At 42.4% G+C, this 20,935-nt stretch carries 16 protein-coding genes; 12 read left to right on the top strand and 4 right to left on the bottom strand.

The window, feature by feature from the left end; translation table 11 throughout:
- Positions 1-6: 6 nt before the first annotated feature.
- Positions 7-1,266: an aromatic amino acid transport family protein gene (locus CWC18_RS18490; RefSeq protein ID WP_138675856.1), complete on the bottom strand. Its 1,260-nt coding sequence runs from the start codon at positions 1,264-1,266 to the stop codon at positions 7-9.
- Positions 1,267-1,586: 320 nt separating this feature from the next.
- Here CWC18_RS18490 and CWC18_RS18485 point away from each other — a divergent pair, with 320 nt between their 5' ends.
- Positions 1,587-3,299, top strand: a complete 1,713-nt coding sequence (locus CWC18_RS18485; RefSeq protein WP_138675855.1) for an alkaline phosphatase D family protein — start codon at positions 1,587-1,589, stop codon at positions 3,297-3,299.
- A gap of 113 nt (positions 3,300-3,412) precedes the next feature.
- Here CWC18_RS18485 and CWC18_RS18480 read toward each other — a convergent pair whose 3' ends face one another.
- Positions 3,413-3,928 (bottom strand): hypothetical protein, encoded by a 516-nt coding sequence (locus CWC18_RS18480; protein WP_138591712.1) that lies wholly within the window; start codon positions 3,926-3,928, stop codon positions 3,413-3,415.
- A gap of 243 nt (positions 3,929-4,171) precedes the next feature.
- Between CWC18_RS18480 and cyoA the strand changes: the two genes are divergently transcribed.
- Genes cyoA through CWC18_RS18440 form a run of 8 tightly spaced genes read left to right on the top strand, consistent with a single transcriptional unit; the run spans position 4,172 to position 10,437 of the window.
- Complete coding sequence (gene cyoA, locus CWC18_RS18475; protein WP_138591711.1) at positions 4,172-5,020, top strand: ubiquinol oxidase subunit II; 849 nt, start codon at positions 4,172-4,174, stop codon at positions 5,018-5,020.
- Positions 5,010-7,043 carry a cytochrome o ubiquinol oxidase subunit I gene (gene cyoB / locus CWC18_RS18470; protein WP_138675854.1) on the top strand — a complete coding sequence of 678 codons (2,034 nt, stop codon included), beginning with the start codon at positions 5,010-5,012 and terminating at the stop codon, positions 7,041-7,043. Before cyoA ends, cyoB begins: the two co-directional genes overlap by 11 nt.
- 19 nt (positions 7,044-7,062) lie before the next feature.
- Positions 7,063-7,680, top strand: a complete 618-nt coding sequence (gene cyoC / locus CWC18_RS18465) for a cytochrome o ubiquinol oxidase subunit III (protein ID WP_171041158.1) — start codon at positions 7,063-7,065, stop codon at positions 7,678-7,680.
- Positions 7,680-8,024, top strand: a complete 345-nt coding sequence (gene cyoD, locus CWC18_RS18460; protein ID WP_010366908.1) for a cytochrome o ubiquinol oxidase subunit IV — start codon at positions 7,680-7,682, stop codon at positions 8,022-8,024. The genes cyoC and cyoD overlap by 1 nt, the downstream gene beginning before the upstream one ends.
- 1 nt (position 8,025) lies before the next feature.
- Positions 8,026-8,910 carry a heme o synthase gene (cyoE, locus tag CWC18_RS18455; RefSeq protein ID WP_138675853.1) on the top strand — a complete coding sequence of 295 codons (885 nt, stop codon included), beginning with the start codon at positions 8,026-8,028 and terminating at the stop codon, positions 8,908-8,910.
- A 5-nt stretch (positions 8,911-8,915) separates the two neighbouring features.
- Positions 8,916-9,518, top strand: a complete 603-nt coding sequence (locus CWC18_RS18450; RefSeq protein ID WP_171041157.1) for an SCO family protein — start codon at positions 8,916-8,918, stop codon at positions 9,516-9,518.
- On the top strand, positions 9,515-10,012 hold the full coding sequence (locus tag CWC18_RS18445; protein ID WP_138591706.1) for a hypothetical protein: 498 nt from the start codon (positions 9,515-9,517) through the stop codon (positions 10,010-10,012). The genes CWC18_RS18450 and CWC18_RS18445 overlap by 4 nt, the downstream gene beginning before the upstream one ends.
- A gap of 50 nt (positions 10,013-10,062) precedes the next feature.
- Positions 10,063-10,437, top strand: a complete 375-nt coding sequence (locus tag CWC18_RS18440; protein ID WP_138675851.1) for a hypothetical protein — start codon at positions 10,063-10,065, stop codon at positions 10,435-10,437.
- Between the two features lie 21 nt (positions 10,438-10,458).
- On the opposite strand, the gene CWC18_RS18435 is transcribed toward CWC18_RS18440, so the two are convergent.
- Both CWC18_RS18435 and CWC18_RS18430 read right to left on the bottom strand, forming a co-directional pair.
- Positions 10,459-12,243, bottom strand: coding sequence for a diflavin oxidoreductase (locus tag CWC18_RS18435; protein ID WP_138591704.1), 1,785 nt, complete (start codon positions 12,241-12,243; stop codon positions 10,459-10,461).
- 15 nt (positions 12,244-12,258) lie between these two features.
- Positions 12,259-17,712 carry a glutamate synthase-related protein gene (locus CWC18_RS18430; protein ID WP_138675850.1) on the bottom strand — a complete coding sequence of 1,818 codons (5,454 nt, stop codon included), beginning with the start codon at positions 17,710-17,712 and terminating at the stop codon, positions 12,259-12,261.
- 782 nt (positions 17,713-18,494) lie between these two features.
- Between CWC18_RS18430 and CWC18_RS18425 the strand changes: the two genes are divergently transcribed.
- The 3 genes from CWC18_RS18425 to CWC18_RS21625 form a co-directional block, all read left to right on the top strand.
- Positions 18,495-19,847, top strand: a complete 1,353-nt coding sequence (locus CWC18_RS18425) for a hypothetical protein (protein ID WP_138591702.1) — start codon at positions 18,495-18,497, stop codon at positions 19,845-19,847.
- A gap of 128 nt (positions 19,848-19,975) precedes the next feature.
- Complete coding sequence (locus CWC18_RS18420; protein WP_138591701.1) at positions 19,976-20,365, top strand: MerC domain-containing protein; 390 nt, start codon at positions 19,976-19,978, stop codon at positions 20,363-20,365.
- A gap of 291 nt (positions 20,366-20,656) precedes the next feature.
- A partial coding sequence (locus tag CWC18_RS21625) for a class I SAM-dependent methyltransferase (protein ID WP_249930155.1) occupies positions 20,657-20,935 on the top strand: 279 nt, incomplete at its 3' end.

Raw genomic sequence — 20,935 nt, 5'->3', positions numbered from 1 at the left:
AGTGTGTTAGCCAAACATATTAAATAGTAAGGCGGATACTGACAGTAAACCGACAATGAGCACGAAATAAGTACCTATCTTGCCCTTATATTTATGTAATGCAGGGACTTTAAAAATAGCAATAGTTGGCATGATAAACAAGATCATAGCAATAATAGGCCCCGAAATTGCTCCCATCATGTCTAAAATACTTGGGTTTAATACAGCGCAAATCCAAATAGCGACAAACATCATTGCAACACCAAGTTTATCGATCTGTTTGATTTCAAGTGAGGTTTTTTTGTTCATTAAACCATTAAAGCTTTCTCGTGCGCCTAAGAAGTGCCCTAAAAATGACGAAGTAATCGCGATAAACGCAACCAATGGGCCAAGCATGGCAATATACGGGTTATCATAAACATTCGCTAAATACGATAATACTGATACGTTGGCCTGTTTTGCCTCTGCCATTTGCTCAGGTGATAAAGATAACACACATGAAAAGACAAATAATAATACAAAGACAATGAGCATAATTGAGGTGCATTGTAAGATGTTTTCTGACTTGCTAAGTGCATGTGTCTTATAGTGGCGACGCTGTACGTTTGCAAAGCTAGAAATAGCGGCTGCGTGGCTAAATGAGAATACAACGATAGGAACTGATAACCACAGAGTTTGGGTAAGGCTTGCTGCATCGGGTGTGGTGATAACTGGTATTTGCCAATTAGGGATCAGGTATAACGATAGAAATAGCAGGACGGCCACAAGTGGATAAACTAAGACTGAGAATGTACGCATGAGTAATTTCTCACCACCCATCATAATCGCAATCATACCCGCAACTAATATACCCGACAACACAACTCTTGGTGGTGAGCCCATGTTTAGTTGATTGACAATAAAGCTATCAACAGTATTGGTTAAGCCTACACCATAAATAAGTAAAATTGGAAAGATAGAGAAAAAGTAGAGTAATGAAATTAAGCGCCCAGCGCCTGGACCAAAATGCTCTTCAACAACATCAGTAAAGTCAGCATCAGTTTGCTTTGAAGACAATACAAACCGTGCAAGCCCGCGGTGTGCTAAATACGTCATTGGAAACGCAAGTACGGTCATGATCAACAGTGGCCAAAACCCGCCAATACCGATATTAATTGGTAAAAACAGAATACCTGCACCCACTGCGGTACCAAATAAGCTTAGAACCCACTGTGTATCATGCTGACTCCAGCGCTCAGCATCGTTTGAAGGCATATCTGAAGATATCGCTTCTGAGGCGTTACTCATACTTGTTGTCCTATTCATTAGAATTATATTTGGGCGGCATCATATAGAAAATGGAGGAGTGATGCATGTATTTAGGGTTACTTAAGCATTGTTATGCAGTAAACATCTATTGACGCGCGATTTTTAGCCTTTGTAACTTATTGCCTTTCATTGTAAAAATAGGTGGTTGGTTGTTTATTGAGCAAATGTAATAACACATATTTTGCTTATTTATACTTAGGTAAAATACCGTGTACGTGGTGTGACCAGTCGTAAAATTGTCATCTGTACTCATTACTATGCGTGTTCTTTAATAGTTAGTCGTAATCTAAGGAACAAATATGGGTAGTTTATCTCGTCGTGATTTTATGAAAGGCACTTTATTGGGGATTGGTGCTACAACGATGGCTTTATCTTTAGCGGGTTGCAGTAGCCATGATAAAAGTGCATTGGCGAGTAACGATGTAACCATTGATTTTAAACATGGTGTGGCCAGCGGAGATCCGTTATCAGATAGCATTATTTTGTGGACTAGAGTCACCCCAGAGGGCACGCCTGCGCATATTAATTTAACCTTGCAGGTTTTCGAGGAGGAAGAGCAAACTATTGCTTCAATGAGTCAGACTGTTGCTGCTTTACAAAAAAATGATTACACAGTAAAAGTTGACTTAAGTGGCTTAAAGGCTGACACCCAATATTACTATCGGTTTGTAACAGACAATACCATTTCGCCGCTTGGTCAGTGTAAAACTTTGCCACAAAATGACGTATCACAAGTGAAATTTGCGGTGATGTCATGTGCGAATTACCCTGCAGGATACTTTCACGCTTATGCCGAAGCGGCGAAAATAAACAACTTAGATGCGGTTTTACATTTAGGTGATTATATTTACGAGTATGGTATGGGTGAATATGCAACAGAACAGGCTCAAGCCTTAGGTCGTGAGCTGGATGCTGACAACAGCCATGAAATAATCACGTTAGATGATTATCGTAAGCGATATGCGCTGTATAGAACTGATACCGGGTTACAAGCATTGCATCAAAAAGCGCCGTTTATCGCCGTATGGGATGACCATGAAATATGTAACGATACTTACGTTGAAGGAGCTGAAAACCATAATGCAGGTGAGGGAATGTTTAGCGAACGTAAGTTGGCCGCACTACAAGCTTATTATGAATGGATGCCTGTTCGACCTTATGTGAAAGATCAAGCTGAGGCATTATATCGAAAGTTTGAGTTTGGTGATCTAGTATCGCTTTACATGTTAGATACGCGTAATGAAGCACGAGTTAAAGCATTAGATTATCAAAACTATATTGACCCAAACTCCGCAGAAATGGATTTTTCGCGTTTTCAAACCGATTTAGTTACGCCAGAACAACACCTATTAGGCAATAAGCAGCTTACTTGGTTGACCGATGGAATGAAAACATCTAATGCCAAATGGCAAGTGTTAGGTCAACAGGTATTGATGACGAAAATGATGATGCCAGCAGAGTTGCTTACCTCATTGGCTGATCCATCACAGACCATGGCGCAGCAATTAAGTGAGTTGGCACAACTTAAAGGACGTGTAAACGCAAGTGATCCGTCATTAACGGCACAAGAAAAGGCAAGAGTTGGTTTTGTCGCACCCTATAATTTAGATGCATGGGATGGCTATCCGGTTGAACGAGAAGTGATATTAGAAACAGCAAAGGCAACCAATAAAAACTTGGTTGTATTAGCTGGAGATACACATAATGCGTGGTCTGGTAGGTTATGTAATACGCAAGGAGAAGTCTGTGGCTATGAATTTGCAACTGCCGGTGTAAGCTCACCAGGCTTAGAGTATTATTTAAAGCTATCGGACCCACAAGCAAAGCAGTACGCCCAAGTGTTGCAGTTGCTAATAGATGACCTTGATTTTGCTAATATTCATCAACGTGGTTTTATGACTGTTACTTTTAGTACTGAAACTGTAGAGACTGAATGGCATTTTGTCAGCTCTGTGCATGATGCCTCATTTACAATGGCACATAGAACCATGACGACACGTGCAAACGTGTAACGGTGATACTATTCACTTTCGACTTGCTGAGGTTATTTATGCGAGTGTAACAAGGGCCATTTAAAAGCCAGCAACCTAATGCGTTGCTGGCGTGTCTGGGTCGATAGCGCACTCTAATCTGGTATTGGAGACGCTAAGTTTGAACTGTCGGCTAAAAATTGTGCCTTGTCATGGGTGTCGAGTTGTCGCTCTACTTTTTTCGATTGCGCCTTTTCTACATCAATGATGATAATTACTTCACCTGAATCGAGTCTTTCATTGATCAAAGACTTAAAATAACCATCAAATGATCCACCGGTAATCAGCAGAATAAAACTTATCACCACATAAGCACATATTGCTGCAAATATGGCCCAAAGTAGTTGGCTGTTGAACGCATTTGTTGAAAGTGCAACGGCGGCTATCATAATTGCCAGTGCGCCTGATGCCATCATTTTTGCGCGCTTTTTAGCGGCGATAATATCCGTTTTATCAATATTAGAAGACCCATGTAGATGATGTGATTTTATGCCATTTTCATCACGGCTGAGTACGTAAAAATGATGGTCATCTATCCCTAATTTATGTACTTCATCAGAAATAGACTCTGCATCATCGAGGTTGTTGGTCGCATAAAACAGTCTTTTCATTGTGCCCCCAATAAATATTTGAACAACATGACCTTAAATTAGTGTAGTTGCCAAACGGCAAAAGATAAAAAAATCTTTGATCTACATCAAGGAGGGGTTGAGTTTCGGCCTAACAACATTTAAAATTGTAAAGGAAATACAAATGGTAACTATTATCATATCAATTAAATATTCTAACCTGTTATTATGCTTTGAATAAAAAGGATAAATATCGGTGTAGAACTGAAATCAGATAGGTTTCGTATGCTTAAAAAGTTGTTGCTGGGCACAATTATTATTGTACTCACGCTGTCTCTAAGTGGTTGTGAACTGGCATTATTTGACCCGAAAGGGCCGATTGGTGAACAGGCTAAAGACCTCATTCTAATCTCTACTAGCTTGCTCTTAATCGTCATTATTCCTGTTTTGTTTATGTCGATTTACTTTCCTTATAAGTTTAGAAAGGGTAATACCAAATCGGAATATAAGCCGCATTGGGAGCACTCTACTAAGATTGAAATCATCGTTTGGTTAGTTCCTTGCTTAATTATTGCCGCATTGGCGTATGTAACGTATGTGACATCACACTCACTCGACCCAAGAAAACCACTGGGTAAAGATGAAGACACACTCACCATTCAGGTGGTTGCGTTAGATTGGAAGTGGCTATTTATTTATCCAGAGCAACAAATTGCGACGGTGAATGAAATTGCAATACCAGTTAACAAGCCTATCGAGTTTTTGATCACCTCAGATACGGTGATGAATTCATTTTTTATACCACGTTTGGGCAGCCAGATTTATGCAATGGCGGGTATGGAAAATCGATTGAATCTGATGGCATCAGAAGAAGGGGTGTTTAGAGGTTTATCGGCAAACTACAGTGGCTTTGGTTTCTCAGGTATGAAGTTTAAAACGCACTCTGTATCTGATGAAGCATTCCAACAGTGGGTTGATAAAGTAAAAGCTTCGCCAAAGGTATTAGACGAGCCGACTTATCAAGCTCTGACCGTAAAGTCTAAAGACAATGAGGTTGAACATTTTGCCGATGTTGATCCATTGCATTTCAAGAAAACCATAGAAAAATATACTGGGGTACAAAATGGGCAGTAAAGCCACCATTATTACAGATCCAGATCCGCTTACGGGTAAGTTGACATGGGATTCTATCCCAGTCCATGACCCCGTTATTTTGCCGGTAATGATTGCCGTTGCGTTGGGTGGTATCTTCTTATTTGCACTAATAACCAAAATGGGTAAATGGCGTTACCTATGGGACGAATGGATAACGTCAGTTGATCATAAAAAAATAGGCATAATGTATATTATTGCCGCGATCGTCATGTTAGTACGTGGTTTTGCTGATGCCCTGATGATGCGAGCGCAGCAAGCTCTTGCCACCGCCGACAGTGTTGGCGCGGGCTATTTACCTCCTGAACATTACGACCAAATATTTACCGCCCATGGCGTGATCATGATCTTCTTCGTCGCCATGCCATTGGTCGTGGGATTAATGAATATTGTGGTGCCACTGCAAATTGGCGCAAGAGATGTGGCATTTCCCTTCTTAAACTCATTGAGTTTTTGGCTATTTGTGGTCGGTGCAGTATTAGTTAACGTGTCGCTGTTTGTAGGTGAATTTGCCGCAACCGGTTGGTTGGCATATCCTCCTTTATCTGGGTTGGAGTACAGTCCTTGGGTCGGGGTTGATTATTGGCTCTGGGCATTACAGATCTCAGGGATTGGCACCTTGCTTACGGGTGTTAACTTCTTCGTAACGACCCTTAGAATGCGTGCGCCTGGCATGAAGTTAATGCAAATGCCTGTATTTACCTGGACTTCATTGTGCGCTAACGTATTGATAATCATAGCGTTTCCTATCTTAACAGTGACCATTACCTTACTGACCCTCGATAGATATATTGGTACTAACTTCTTTACGAATGATCTGGGTGGTAATCAAATGATGTATGTGAACCTCATTTGGGCATGGGGTCATCCAGAAGTTTATATCTTAATCTTACCTGCTTTTGGTATTTTCTCTGAGATAACGGCAACTTTCTCTCGTAAACGTTTGTTTGGGTATACATCATTGGTGTGGGCGACGGCGGTGATCATGGTGCTGTCTATGGTCGTTTGGTTACATCACTTCTTTACCATGGGGGCTGGGGCGAGTGTGAATGCTTTCTTCGGTATTGCCACTATGATCATATCCGTCCCCACCGGGGTGAAGATATTTAATTGGCTATTTACCATGTACAAAGGTCGCGTCGAGTTTTCTGCGTCAATGTGGTGGACATGTAGCTTCTTATTTACTTTTACAATCGGTGGGATGACAGGTGTCATGTTGGCGGTTCCTGCAGCCGACTTTGTATTACACAACAGTTTGTTTCTTATCGCTCACTTCCATAATGTGATCATTGGCGGCGCCGTATTTGGCTATTTTGCGGGTATGACTTATTGGTTCCCGAAAGCTACAGGTTTCATGCTAGATGAAAAGCTTGGAAAAGTAGCCTGTGCTTTATGGACGATCGGTTTCTTCGCAGCCTTTATGCCACTTTATATTTTGGGCTTCAATGGCATGACGCGTCGTCTGAACTATTACGATAATCCAGAATGGACACCATTATTGTGGATTGCGGCTAGTGGTGCATTGATTGTATTGGCAGGGATCATGACGCAGTTCTATCAAATTTTTGTCAGTATTCATGACCGTCATAAAAACAAAGACGTGACGGGCGATCCTTGGAATGCACGCACGCTTGAATGGGCAACGTCGTCACCGCCACCGTTTTATAACTTTGCTGAACTGCCGAAAATTCACGACAGAGACGAACATTATTATAAGAAAGAGCACGGTCTTGCGTATCAAGCGCCAGATAAATATAAAAAGATCCACATGCCGAAAAATACTTGGGCTGGCGTGGTGATTAGTGCCTTCTCATTGGTGATGGGTTTTGCATTTGTTTGGCATATTTGGTGGATGGCTGCATTTGGTTTCTTGGGCATGATTGGATCTTGGATCATGTACTCATTTGAACGTAATAAAGACTATTACGTGCCTGTTGAGCAAGTAGAAGAAATTGAAGCAAAACATCTAGATGCTGTTAGGCAGCACGCTAAAACTAATAGCTAAAAGAGGATTAGAATTAACTATGTCTCAAAGTCACGCAACCGATCATGATGAAATAGATCATCATGACCACGATCATCACGACTCAGGTGGTGATACGGTATTTGGTTTTTGGATCTACATAATGAGTGACTGCATTTTGTTTGCAACTTTGTTTGCAACATATGCGGTACTCAGTGGTGGATATGCGGGTGGGTTAACCCCCAAGGACCTGTTTGATTTAAACTTCGTTGCAGTAGAAACAGCGCTGTTACTGTTAAGTAGTTTTACTTTTGGTATGGCGATGCTCTATGCCAATAAACGGCATATGAAAGGCATGATCTCTTGGCTGGTGGTGACACTGGCCCTGGGCCTGGGCTTTTTAGGCATGGAGCTTTACGAGTTCTATCATTTTAGTAGTGAAGGCGCGACGCCACAAAGCAGTGCTTATTGGTCTGCGTTTTATGCCTTAGTCGCCACGCATGGTTTACACGTACTAGGCGGCTGTATTTGGATGTTGGTGTTGTTTGCACACTTTAAAAGAGACGGCTTTACCGAAGATAACTTAGTACGTTTGTCTTGTTTAAGTTTGTTCTGGCATTTCCTCGATATTATTTGGATTTGTGTGTTTAGCGTAGTGTATTTATTAGGAGTGATGTAATGAGCACAGCAACAGCAACTGATCACAGTCACGGCGGCGCAGCGCATGGTAGCGTCAAAGAATATGTAATTGGTTTAATGCTTTCAATTGTATTAACGGCTATACCTTTTAGCGTACTGATGTATGACTTACTGACACCGGTGTTGACATTAACGGTGATTTTGGTCTGTGCAATCGCACAAATATTTGTGCAATTGATTTTCTTTTTGCATATGAATTCATCATCAGAACAAATTTGGAATACCACGTCGGCGGTGTTTGTGGTGCTTATTGTTGCGATTGTGGTCATTGGATCTATTTGGATCATGGAGCATTTGAATCACAACATGCTGATGGGCCACTAGCATGTTCAAAGAGTTTTTAGTGTTAACTAAACCAGGGATCATCATAGGCAATTTAATTGCCACTGTTGCAGGTTATTTTTTGGCTGCACAAGGTGATTTTCAATTAGTGACTTTTTTGGCTGTCTGTATTGGTACCTCAGGTGTCATTGCGTCGGGTTGTGTATTTAACAATGTGATAGACCAAGACATTGATAAGCTCATGCAGCGCACGCAGAACCGAGCTTTGGTAAAAAAGGTCATTACGTCTAATGGCGCTTTGTTATATGCAACGATACTGGGTGTGATTGGTTTTGGTACTTTAGGGTACTTTACTACGGAGATGGCTGTGCTATTTGCCGTGATTGGTTTTGCCGTTTATGTTGGGCTATATAGCCTGCATTATAAACGCAAATCGGTATACGGCACTCTAATTGGCAGTATTTCTGGCGCATGCCCACCTGTTATTGGTTACTGCGCGGTGACAGCACAGTTTGATGTGGGGGCGTTGGTTATTTTACTGACATTTTGTTTATGGCAAATTCCACATTCGTATGCCATTGCTATTTACCGTTTTGAAGATTACAAAGCGGCTAATATTCCGGTGTTACCTCTGGTTAACGGTATTGAGTCAGCGCGCAAGCACATGGTGGCTTATATTGTCGCGTTTACGTTGATGGCATTGGCATTGTTTGTGTTTAATTATGTGGGGACTTTATACGCTGTTTCAACGTTACTTATTGGTACAGTGTGGTTAGCCATTACCATTGTTGACTTTGGTCGCTATGAACAACACATATGGGCAAAGCGTGTATTTGTGGTGTCAATATTGGCCATCACATCATTGAGTGTGTTTATGTCGCTGGACTTTGTCAGCCTTGCACCACAAACATTACTCACGGTGAGGTAACACAAATGCAAGGGAATAATTTACGGAGATTGTTTTTACTCAGTTGTGTACTGGGGGTTGTTGGCTTAGTGATTTTCTATTTAGCAACAACCAGTAAAGACTTTAATCAACCGAAAAAGACCTTTGCAGAGCTCGGCGGGGACTTCACCTTACAAAGTAGTGAAGGCCCCGTGTCATTGTATGATTTTAAAGGGCAAGTGGTGGTGATGTATTTTGGCTATTTATCGTGTGCTGAAGTGTGTCCTAATTCACTTGCTGTTTTAACCGGTGCAATGATGCGGCTTGAGAAGAGTCACCCAAATGCCATTCAAGGGTTATTTGTGACGGTTGACCCAACGCGTGATACACCTGCTGAATTACAAGAATATACCGCTTACTTTCATGACGATATTTTGGGACTTACTGGCACGGTAGAACAAGTTAAATCTGTCAGTGGCCAGTATGGTGTGTTTTACGATAATAATAATCTAAGTGACTCATTTATGGAGTACTCCGTGTCTCATGCATCACGGTTTTATATCTTAGATAAATCTAGTAAGTTGATCACGGCCATGAGTCATACCACAACCCCTAATGAATTAGCGGCGAAAATTAGAGAGTTATTATGAACCGTTTGATTTTGTGGTTAAGCGCATGCTTATTGACGATGCTGAGCATTGCATGTCTTGCAAAAACCTCTATGGAAAAAGTGTTAGCTGCTAAAACTAACCCAGTGTGTGCCGCGCAGCTGATAGAGCTTGCGACAAACACCATTGGGCTAAATAAACACCGGTTACTTGAATTAAACAGTCAAAGCAAACAACGGCATAGTAGCTTTGTTTCTGGGGTGATCGAATACAAAGATAGACAAAGCCATGTGGTTTATGCGGCCACTAAAGATACGCAAGGCCAGTGCGCGGTGACATTTCAAGAAACATTTACCGTAAAGTCTCCGTGTATTTTGGTACGTGAGGAAGTATTTAAAAAATGGCAATATCAAGGCAAGTTAAACAGTAATACGATGGTGTTCAAAAACCAAAGAGATACCAGTATGAGCGGCATGTTAAGTGATGCTTCAGACGGGTCATATTGTTTAGTAAGCCGCCATAAAAATGGGGCCTAGCGTGGCCCGAACAGATGACGAGTTTCGTTAATAACTGAGATGAGGGATTTATGACTACGCGATTGGTGTTAGAAATAGATGCATACAAAAAAGAGTTTGATCATGCTAATTCAGAACTCAGTGTTAGATCTTTGATTTTAAAACACACACCAACAGAGTATGCCAACTTATCCGCATTTCTTGATGCTTGCCATAAAGTAAAGCAAGTATGTCTTCGTTATGGTGATGTTCAATGTGTTGCTGACTTACAACTGTGGTTGAGAAATAGTATTGTATTACAATATAGCCGCTGTGAAAATTGTCAAAAGCAGCAAGGAAAATGTATTGCCGAACTCACTAAGTTAGATAGGCAAATGAGTCATCTGTTTCCAAAACTCGGCGCTAATGTAGTGCCACTTAAACAACCTTTACGTTTAAAATCTTAACGTAAAGGTTGCTTCCCGTCCTTAATAAACGTCCCGCACATAGCGTTTTTGTTTTTTCAAATTGGCCATGTATTCTTGCGTTTGGTTTTCATCATATTGACCATACCGCTGAACAATCGTGTGCAGCGTTGCATCAACATCTTTCGCCATTTTATAGGCATCGCCACAGACATACAGATACGCCCCGTTTTCGAGCCAGTTAAATAGGGTTTCGCCTTGCGCTAACATTTTATCTTGTACATAGATCTTTTCTGCTTGATCACGAGAAAAGGCCAAGTCTAATCGCGTCAATAGGCCATTTTGATACATCTGGGTTAACTCTTGCTCATACAAGTAATCGGTTTTTGCATTTCGGTCACCAAAAAACAACCAATTATCTCCTGTGGCGTGTGTGGCTTCCCGTTCTTCTAGGAATGCTCTAAATGGTGCAATACCGGTACCTGGGCCAATCATAATAATGGGCGCGGCTAAATCATTGGGTACAGAGAAGTGTTTGTTGGCCGAAAAGTAACAAGTTACTGACTCTCCTATTTTTACCAGGTCGGCTAAGTACGTTGAACACACTCCATTGTGTTGACGTTCATCTTGTGTGTATCTCACACTGGCAATGGTTAAGTGTACTTGATCTGGGTGCTTTTTGAGACTCGATGAAATGGAATAGGCTCTGGGTGCCATTGGCTTTGCGAGCTGAATAAATTGTGCTGGTGAAAGAGCATTATCTGGGTAACGCTTAAGTAGCTGAACCGTGTCAACACCCCATAAATAATCACTCATGGCCTGATTATCGCCCAGTCGGGAAAGCAGTTCAGGGCAGCTACTCAGACGTGCTATTTCATGAATGAGATCTTTACTGGGCTGGCGAATTTCGAGTAATTCAGTGAATATGTATTCTAGCTCATCGGTTTTACCATTGTACGTTTCATGCTGTTCGGCTCTGGCATTGAGTACGCTGAGTAAGTCGTTAACGAGTGTGGCACTATTGTGAGCGATAATATTAAGGGCATCGCCAGCATCATAGTGTTCACCTGAGTCCATTAAAGAGAGTTCATAATGAATGGTTTCTTTACTTGAGCACTCATCGGTTAACCGCATTTTGGTTAAAAGCTTAGCCTTCAGCGGTGACTCTTTATTAAACTTGGCTTTGTGTTTTTTAGGCTTTTGCTCAGAAGTACGCGCTGGTTGCTGATCTAAGTTACTGCCTTTTTGCGCGATTGTGGGCAGTACTTCAGCCATCCATTGTTCTGCTGGGGCTTCATAGGCCACATCACAATCTATACGTTGTGCGACTCGGGTCGCACCCAGTTGTTCTAAGCGTTCATCCCATTGAATGCCGGCAATACAAAAATCATCATAATTGGTGTCACCCAAGGCTAAAACGGAAAAGTAAGTTGATTCAAATGAGGGTGCCGACTGGGCATTTATCTCATCCCACAATAATTGTGCGTTATCGGGCATTTCACCATCACCATAGGTACTTGTGATCACTAGTAGTCGCTCAGCTTCACTTAATTGCGACACAGAAATATCATCCATATCGAATACCGAAGCCAGCAAACCATGGTTTTTAGCCATTTGTGCGGCTTCTTCAGCTAGGTTTTCAGCATTACCGGTTTGCGAACCATAAATTATGGTGAGTGGTTTAATTTGCATGGCTGGCTGAACTGATTGCGCAACAGTTTCTTCTTTTATTAATAAGCGACTATGTAAACCCGCTAAAAAGCCACCGAGCCATTGCTTTTGGTCATCATTGAATGGCATATCCTCTGGTAAATAGGGGACTAATTGGGTGTTATTTGAGTGTGTCATAATTCTTTTCCTTACTTATGCTGTTGCGCGAATTGCTTCAACTAGCACATGGCAAAAATGGGTCGCAAGTAGTTGTTCAAATGGTCGATGTTGGCGCAGTGCCTCTTGGACACAGTTATCGCGATGTAATATCCAAACGCTGGTACCAAACGCGTTACTATCCCAAACCTCACGGCGCTCCAATGCGTCTTTGTAATCTTGCACGCGCTTTTGTGCGAGTAAGCAGCTAAGCGCATCGCTTTCGTAGCTGGCTAATGCCTCTTTGGTATCTTTTACCAGTGTTTCTTGCAACTTTCGATCAAGGGCCGTGACCAAGTATTTAGCGCTGTCTTCGCTGGTGCGTGCTGTGGACTGTGAGGCTAACTTTTTGGCAGCTTCATGGGCGCGATGAAATACACCCGCTGAGATCACATATTGATAAATGAGAGTCGTGTCTCGATCTCCATAATCAGGTAATTGCCCATCAAATAGGTATTTACCGTCGTCTTCGTTGTGTTGATATGCAATTTGAGCTTCTTTTAATAGGCGGTTTGCCCAAGCTTGTGAGAGCTCTTCAAGCATGGTTCTGCGCTCATTAGCGTCCACAATATTATGTGGGCAATGATAGCTATAGAGTGTTTTTGGGATTAGGACATAAAAATGCGCCTTGTGCTCAGCCCAGTTATTAATCAGTGATTGGGCGTGCGTAGAGCCGGTAGCATCAATATGGCATTCCAAATGATACAAAAGCGCAGCTTCATGGCCTAAACACAAGGGAGTGTGTTCATCTAAGCGCAAAGCGACGACACTGTCTTGGCTGCACTGCGTGACAATATCGCCGCTTGGATCGTATTGATACGCGGTACCGCCACTCATCCCGTTGCCTAAACTCTTTCCGTAATGAGATAAATTAACCACTGAACCATTGGTCATATATTCGCAACAAAAATCACCAACTCCTTCCACCACGGCTACGGCACCTGAGTTACGTACACCAAAGCGGTCGCCTGCTTGGCCTGCAATAAACAATTCTCCACCTGTCGCCCCAAACAATGCAAAGTTGCCGATCAGTACATTGTTGGTTAATGGTTGTTTTGCGTGTGAAACAGGACTCGTGATCTGTATGCGACCGCCGCTGATGCCTTTACCTACACCATCATTGCAAGTACCGATATGTTGAAGTTGCATGCCCGTATTCAAAAATGCCCCATAACTTTGGCCTGCTGAGCCATACGTATGCAACGAGAGCGTATTACTTTTTAACACGACTCTGCCATTACTCAATCTATATATTGCAGGGTGAGCGGCAATGGTCGCATCGCTTAATTGATAATTTAGGGTCCGCTCGATATCAATCGCCAGTTGCCCAGCGACTGTTTTGTTACAGTTATTCAGTGTGATGGGAGGCAGAGATAAGTATTCAGTTTGGTTATCAAATAAGTTTTTTTTCAGCTGCATCAGCCACTGCGTGTCATGATCAAAGTTTGCTTCAAGGTACACTGGTGTGGTAATTTTTATGGGCTCTACTGGCGCGAGCATAGCCGTCATATCTAGTTGTCCGACCATCATAGGATGCGCAACGAGGTGTAACAAATTACTTTTTCCACGTATCTCACGTAAAGATGTATAGCCAAGGTGTGCCAATATTTCGCGGGTTTCGTGCGCAACATTCATAAAATATTGCGCCAATGCTCTCGGATCACCTTGATAAACCTCAGGGTTGGTTGTCAGCCCCGCAGGACATTTTTGATGGCAGTTTTTAGCCATCACACACTTGAGCATCATCAGTGCTGTGGTACCAAACTCAAATGAGTCACCCCCTAACATGGCTGATTTGACCACATCGAGCCCCGTTTGGTGAGCATTAGAACAGCGTAAGGTTATTTTATCTCGCAAGCCGTTTTCAGCGAGCGCTTGATGGACTTCAGCAATACCAATATCGGCGGCCCGACCTGTGTGTTTCAAGCTGGTCACTTGGGCTGCCCCAGTACCGCCTGTATTGCCTGCGACATTGATAACATCAGCGCCTGCTTTGGCAACGCCAACTGCAATGGTACCAATACCTTCAGATGAAACGAGTTTAACGACGACTTTGACTCGTGCGGCTTTGGCATCGTGGATGAGCTGCCCTAAATCTTCAATCGAATAGGTATCATGATGCGGTGGTGGAGAGACTAGTTCAACCCCAGGTGTGCCACCGCGTGCTGCGGCTATCTGTACGTTGACTTTATGTGCGGGAAGTTGGCCACCTTCGCCAGGCTTTGCGCCTTGGCCTATTTTAATTTCGATTTCTTGCAAGACTGGGTCGGCAAGGTAGCCTGTCCAGACCCCAAATCTACCAGAGGCAAATTGCTTAATTTTACTGGCTTTTACAGTGTTGTACCTCGAAGCACTTTCGCCACCTTCACCAGAGTTACTCATTGCGCCCGCAATATTGGTGCCTTGCGCTACTGCTTGGTGAGCCTTTTCGACTAAAGCTCCATGGCTCATAGCACCAGAAGCAAAAGCAGCAGTGATTTGGTGTGCTGGTTGAATCGTTGTCACAGGTATTGCCGTGCGAGCCGGGATGACTTTCGCTAATAGCTTATCGAGTACGCTATCTTGTATCACTGCAAGTGTTAGATGTGAGTTCACTATGCTGTGGGTGAAAATATCTTTGGAAAATACGTCTATGAGCGCAGCCTCTAAACTCTGGAGGTTACCAGTAGGGTCGAATGCGACATGCCAATGTTGTGCAATGTCATTAGAGCGCTCACGGCGCACCGTGAGCCCGGTTATGGCAAGTGTAAATGAACCTGACACTGATATGTGTTTAAAGCACTCTTTAAGAGTTTGCTCTGATGCATCTGCTTTGATTTGAATCGGTAGGCTTAATATATCTCGCAATGCAGCAGGGCGATGTTTGCGTTCAAGATAAAGGTTTTGACTAAATTCACGGTACGCTTCCGTGATGGTAAAGTCATCTATTTGCTGGGGGCTGCGTGCGTCATAGCCTAAATCTCGATACCCTTCATCTTGCGGCAATATGACTTGTTGGTCTTGTGACTCAAGCTGTGATTCGTCGACATATTGAATCGATTCTTCAGTCATATTGATGTATTCACGAACCGCAGTTATACCAAAGCTATGACCTGCTCCTTGAGCGCGCTCTTTGAATAACCCGAGTACAGGGATCTGGTTTTCAGATTGAACATGGGGGACTTTTTTATGCCAGTACTCAACGCTTTGTACCAAATCTTTAAATTGGGCACCTCCTACAGGGGAGTGAATATTGGGGAAAATGGCTTTCAAAGCTGGATCATGGGTATCAATAAAGTTGGCTTCGAAAAATTCACCGCCAATGTAGCTCTCTACAGTGCATAAACCAAATTTGCCCATGGTTTTCATTAAGGCTTTTTCAGCGGCTTTCTTAAATTTCAGTATCGCCGATTGCACATCTGTTGGGCTATCGAATAACTCTGTGGCACGATTTAATACCGTGAGCGGGCATACCGCAGAGGCTCCAAAGCCAAGTAAACATGCGATGTCGTGTGTACTCACTGCTTGTCCGGTATGGCAAACAAGGCTGGTAGTAAAACGCAGCCCTCGACTTATCAGCCGTTGATTAATTTTAGCAACAGCTAGCAATGCTGGAATAGCAGCTTGGCTATGTGAAATGTGCTCGTCGCTTAGAATGATGATATCGACTTGTTCGCGGGCTTGTTGTTCAGCGAGATCCGTGAGGGTATCTAGCGCATCAAGCAGTCTATGCTCGTTGTTGTTGTCTAAGTCTATGTTGAACAGTAGGGGTAAGGTTTTGGTACGCAACGCACTTTGTTTTTCTAGCGCGAGCAGGTGTTGTGGCATTAAAATAGGGGAGTCTAATACAATTTGTTTATGGCTATTTGGACTGATATTGGGCTTTGGGCCCAATGCCACACGCAGTGTCATACCATCTGTTTCACGAATGCTGTCGAGCGGCGGATTGGTTACTTGCGCAAACCGTTGGCTAAAGTATCGAGATAGACCGCCTTCATCTTTGTTAAGAGCATTTGGGGCCAAGCCATATCCCATGGCAGAGATTTTTTCTGCCCCATTTAACAACATGGGGTCGAGCATAAATTTAAAGCTTTCTTGATTTAAACTAAATGCCACATGTTGCGCGCTGGTACTCAGTGAAGAACGTTGCTTTACTTCTTGTAATTGCGGTATCGGCAAGTCGGATAAATTCACCCTTGATTGGCTCAATAGCGCGGCGTAATCTTGTTGCTTAGCTAAGTGTTCTAAAATTTGCTGGGTTTCTTTAATTTCTCCGGTGCTATGGTCAAATACAATCATGCCTCCGGCTTCAATACGGCCGCGGCGTATGATGTCGCTAGGGTCAAAATCTATTTGACCCGCTTCACTCATCACCACCAAATAGTCTGATGTCTCGACACTCCGTAAAGGTCGCAGCCCGAGTCTATCGAGTCGTGCGCCTACCTTAACTCCATCACCAAAAATGAGTGCTGCGGGACCGTCATTTTTCTCTTCGTATAAAGAAAAATATTCAAGCATATTTCTCACTGAGGGGGGTAAATCGCTGTCATTTTCCCAAGCAGGCGGCATCATGGCCAATGCGGCGACATCAATCTCTAAGTTATCTTCGATTACTCGCCTTTCTAATGTTTGGTCTAAACGCGCTGAATCTGATTGCCCATGAGGGGTAATGATTTTCTTATTTTGCGACTTGGCGATTGCGTCTTCACTTAGGCGATTTTTTCGGTCGGTATTAAGCTCGCCGTTGTGGGCCATTCGTCTGAAAGGTTGTGCAAACATTGGATTTGGTGCGGTATTGGTTGAAAACCGAGTGTGAAAGAATAACGTATGAATTTGATGATCTGCGTCACATAGATCGGTAAAATAAGGGATCACTTCACAGCTATTTAAACGGCCTTTCAATACTTGGGTACGGCTGCTCATTGACAAGGGATAAAGTCCACTGAGTTCAGGGTCAGTAAAAGCCACATTTTCGATGTCGTGAAGCGCGCGGTGGAGCTGTTTTTCAAACTGAGTTTGGCTATCACACTGGCTTGGTTTTAAAAAAACGGCTTGTTTGATTTGTCGTTGTGCTTGTTGGCTAGCATGATTAAGCACGGTTTCATCGGTTGTGATAGTGCGAAATGTAACAATGGGTAAGTTATACTTCGATAGTGTGTTTTCAATTAATTGAGTGGCTTTGTGATGGTGCGTAAGTTCTTTGGGGTAAAAAAAGTTGGCTACCCCAAATTCACCAAGCTGTAATGCGGCGTTGCCGGTCACTTTTTTGAAAAAATTAAGCGACAAGTCAATATTAACCCCAGCACCATCACCAATGCCTTGTGCATTCATACCGCCTCTGTGAGGTATACGGCAAAGTGCTTGGTGAGCATGTTCTAGCAATTGATGTGTTTGTTCGCTTTTTTTGTGGGTAATAAACCCAACGCCACAGCTCGAATGCTCTAAATTTCTATCAAATAAATATCTTTTCATTGAGTACCCAATTTACTAAACGGGTGAGTTCATTGCATAACAAGCACTTAATTTGAACTACACATTTTTTAAGCAGGTCATCCAAATTAATATTCAATGCATAATTATGCAAATGATAAATATTTGTATTCGCCTTTACTTTTCGGGTGTTTATTGAAATTCAGCGGGTGCTAAATGTTAACTGTTTGTTTGAAAACGTTTGTTTTTGTACTGTTAATGACATTTTAGATAGGCTGAATTTTTTTCATGTATAAGATCGCACGTAGCTAGACTAGACAATAATTGCACGATATCGATGCAAGTAAACAGACTAGGTATGTGAGGCTGGTTAATCTGTTTTATTAAGAGAAAAGAAAATCAAAGCAAAGAAATGCGCCACGATGAACGTGGCGCTGGGTATTTCTGATAAAAATCATAATTAGTGCTGAATAAGTAAACGGAGACTTTATCTGTAATTAGACACAAATAAAGGTGTTCAAGGAAACACACTCAGTCATATTAATTAAGAGCGTTCCTTTGATTTGGAGTTTTACGTTTTTTAGTTTCATGATGCCAATTCCTTCTGCGCATAACTCAGCACTTAGTTCAGTGTACCTATTTGTATTGTAAATGGAATGTTTTTTTTGTGTTTTTTTTGTTTTTATATCTTTTCTTTTAATTCTACTGGACTCGTTACCAAAAGAACTACTTGCAATTATGTTTTGTTATAATATAACATTAACTCCAAAGCAGAGAGTCAACGCACGCTCTCACGAATTTAGACTCTTTAGACAGTGACGACAATGAATATAAAATTAAAGTTATTAGCAACACTTGTTGCTACAGCATTAACTTCAGCGTGTGGCGATACAAAGCATACGTTAACACCTGTAGAAACACCGGCTACACAACAACCTGATGGCTCAGGTTCAACGGGTGATGATCACGGTCATACAGAGGTGGGCATCGAAGGTCGTTTGGTTGTGTCTACTTTCGATAGCAATGTGCTTGCCGTCTTATCTGCAAAAGATGGTGAACATATAGATAGCATTGGCATTACTGGGTATCCACAATATTTATATGCCACTGAACACCATCGTTATGTGATGGCGGTGCAGCGTGATGCGGGTATGGTTGAATTTGTTGACGGGGGCGTGTGGCAAGAAGATCATGGCGATCACTTACACCCTTATGAACAAGCCCCAAGCCTTGTTGATTTTGCATTACAAGGTGTAAAACCGACCCACGTAAATGCGGGCCAACACAACAGTGTTGTGTTCTTTGATGGTGATAAAGACACCGCAGAAAATGCCCAAGTAATGGTATTTGATGAGTCGAACATCACCAACAACGACCGTGATTTTGCAACGCTTGATTACAGTACATACCAACATGGTGCGATGCAAACAGTTGGCGAATACTTAATAAGCACCATTCGTGATGAGCAAAGCAGCTCGACTTTACCAAGCCAAATCGGTTTATTTCATGGTCATGGAGACCATTTTGACCAAGATAAAGTATTTGATGTAGCTTGCCCAAGTTTGCATGGCAGTGCACAAAGCAGTGAGCTGGTGGCGTTTGCTTGTGCCGATGGAGTGGTGATGATTGACACCCATGATAATGCCTTTACTCATGAAAAAATCATGAATCCAGCTGAATTTGCTGAAGGTGAGAGAATTGGTATGTTGCGCGGCCACCCAGAGAAAGATTTGTTCATTGGCAGCAGCGGCACTGGGGTGTACGCCATTGACCCAAGCAACAGTTCAGTAGAAAAAATGGAATGGCAAGCCAGTGACGATGCGCGATTAAGCGCTGCGTACTTCAGTGCTGAAGGTGAGCATGTGGTATTAATGGACAGTGCTGGTGTTGTTTCAGTGTTTGAAGGTCATACACATGATAATGAATACCACTGGGAACTGGCACATAACATTACGGTAACGACCTCTGATTTAGCACAGATGCCAGCTGAACATGGTTTTACCATGACGCTTTCACAATCACAGCAAGTGGCTTATGTCACAGATCCAATCAACCAACATATTCTCGCCATTGACTTAGAAAATGGTGAATTTGCGCATACCTTTGAGTTAGATATTGTGCCAAAAAATGTAGTTTGGTTAGGCATTGCAGGTGAAGCACACGAGCACGAACATTAAGCAGTAAACACTGATTTAACAAGAGACGATTCTTAACCCTGACGTTTAGCCCGCACTGCGGGCTTTTTCACGTTATGTAAAATGTTAAGGCGAGTAAAAAAATTTAAGACGAAAGAGGCTAGTTGCGAATGAAATTTCCACAAAAACGGATGGACCAAGCAGCAATAGGTGTGTCAATGTTATGTATTCTCCATTGCATATTTTTACCCTTAATGCTGCTGTTAGTACCAGTGATTGGGTTGCAGGCTTTGGCAGATGAGTCGGTTCATCAACTGTTAGTATGTATCGCTTTAGTCATAAGCCTTGTTGCACTCAGTATTGGATGTAAGCGGCACAAAGCATGGCATATATTAATTGTGGGAATTGCAGGGTTAGCGTGCTTAGTATTTGCGGTGGTATTTGGCCATGATCTTTTAGGTGAGCTTATGGAGCGTATTATGACGGTCGTGGGTTCAGGGCTTATTATTGCATGCCATATTCGCAATTATCGTTTATGTGCAAAAACCATGTGTACCTAAATTAATGGTTTATCGCAAATAGTTGGTGCTTTTTTGGTTTTTGACTATTTTAAGCTGAGAAGCATGTAGGAGTTGAGCTATAAACATAGCAGCTCTGAGTCATAACAACGCCAACGAGTCGAGTATGAACTATTTAGATATTAATAAAGAAACTTGGAATAAGCGGACTGTGCTGCACGTAAAATCGAAGTTTTATGATGTTGCCAGCTTTTTACAAGGTCAATCATCGCTTAATGATATTGAAATTAATCAGCTAGGTAACGTGAGTGGAAAAAGTATACTTCATTTACAGTGCCCTTTGGGCAAGACTCACTGTCGCTCGCACGACTCGGTGCGACGGTGACAGGTGTCGACTTGTCTTCCTCTGCAATCGATGAAGCAAAAATATTAAACAAACAGCTTGGCTTAAACGCCACATTTGTGTGTGATGATGTGTGTCATTTTGCTGATATTAATACGCAACAATTTGATATTGTGTATACATCATATGGTGTTTTGTGTTGGTTACCTGACTTAGCAAATTGGGCACGAGGGGTTGCTAAGGCATTAAAAAGTGGGGGGGGGGGGGGG

The organism is Pseudoalteromonas aurantia (assembly GCF_005886875.1).
Taxonomy (GTDB): Bacteria; Pseudomonadota; Gammaproteobacteria; order Enterobacterales; family Alteromonadaceae; genus Pseudoalteromonas; species Pseudoalteromonas aurantia_A.
Note: the sequence above shows the minus strand (reverse complement) of the source record. Positions and strands in the feature narration are given on the sequence as shown.

Excerpts from the sequence above, each read along its gene's own strand:
- CWC18_RS18430 (WP_138675850.1), bottom strand. The coding sequence starts at position 17,712 with ATGAAAAGATATTTATTTGATAGAAATTTAGAGCATTCGAGCTGTGGC.
- CWC18_RS18420 (WP_138591701.1), top strand. The coding sequence starts at position 19,976 with ATGAAATTTCCACAAAAACGGATGGACCAAGCAGCAATAGGTGTGTCA.
- CWC18_RS18425 (WP_138591702.1), top strand. The coding sequence starts at position 18,495 with ATGAATATAAAATTAAAGTTATTAGCAACACTTGTTGCTACAGCATTA.
- cyoE (WP_138675853.1), top strand. The coding sequence starts at position 8,026 with ATGTTCAAAGAGTTTTTAGTGTTAACTAAACCAGGGATCATCATAGGC.
- CWC18_RS18440 (WP_138675851.1), top strand. The coding sequence starts at position 10,063 with ATGACTACGCGATTGGTGTTAGAAATAGATGCATACAAAAAAGAGTTT.
- cyoB (WP_138675854.1), top strand. The coding sequence starts at position 5,010 with ATGGGCAGTAAAGCCACCATTATTACAGATCCAGATCCGCTTACGGGT.
- cyoD (WP_010366908.1), top strand. The coding sequence starts at position 7,680 with ATGAGCACAGCAACAGCAACTGATCACAGTCACGGCGGCGCAGCGCAT.
- CWC18_RS18480 (WP_138591712.1), bottom strand. The coding sequence starts at position 3,928 with ATGAAAAGACTGTTTTATGCGACCAACAACCTCGATGATGCAGAGTCT.
- CWC18_RS18435 (WP_138591704.1), bottom strand. The coding sequence starts at position 12,243 with ATGACACACTCAAATAACACCCAATTAGTCCCCTATTTACCAGAGGAT.
- cyoC (WP_171041158.1), top strand. The coding sequence starts at position 7,063 with ATGTCTCAAAGTCACGCAACCGATCATGATGAAATAGATCATCATGAC.
- CWC18_RS18445 (WP_138591706.1), top strand. The coding sequence starts at position 9,515 with ATGAACCGTTTGATTTTGTGGTTAAGCGCATGCTTATTGACGATGCTG.
- CWC18_RS18450 (WP_171041157.1), top strand. The coding sequence starts at position 8,916 with ATGCAAGGGAATAATTTACGGAGATTGTTTTTACTCAGTTGTGTACTG.
- CWC18_RS18485 (WP_138675855.1), top strand. The coding sequence starts at position 1,587 with ATGGGTAGTTTATCTCGTCGTGATTTTATGAAAGGCACTTTATTGGGG.
- CWC18_RS18490 (WP_138675856.1), bottom strand. The coding sequence starts at position 1,266 with ATGAGTAACGCCTCAGAAGCGATATCTTCAGATATGCCTTCAAACGAT.
- cyoA (WP_138591711.1), top strand. The coding sequence starts at position 4,172 with ATGCTTAAAAAGTTGTTGCTGGGCACAATTATTATTGTACTCACGCTG.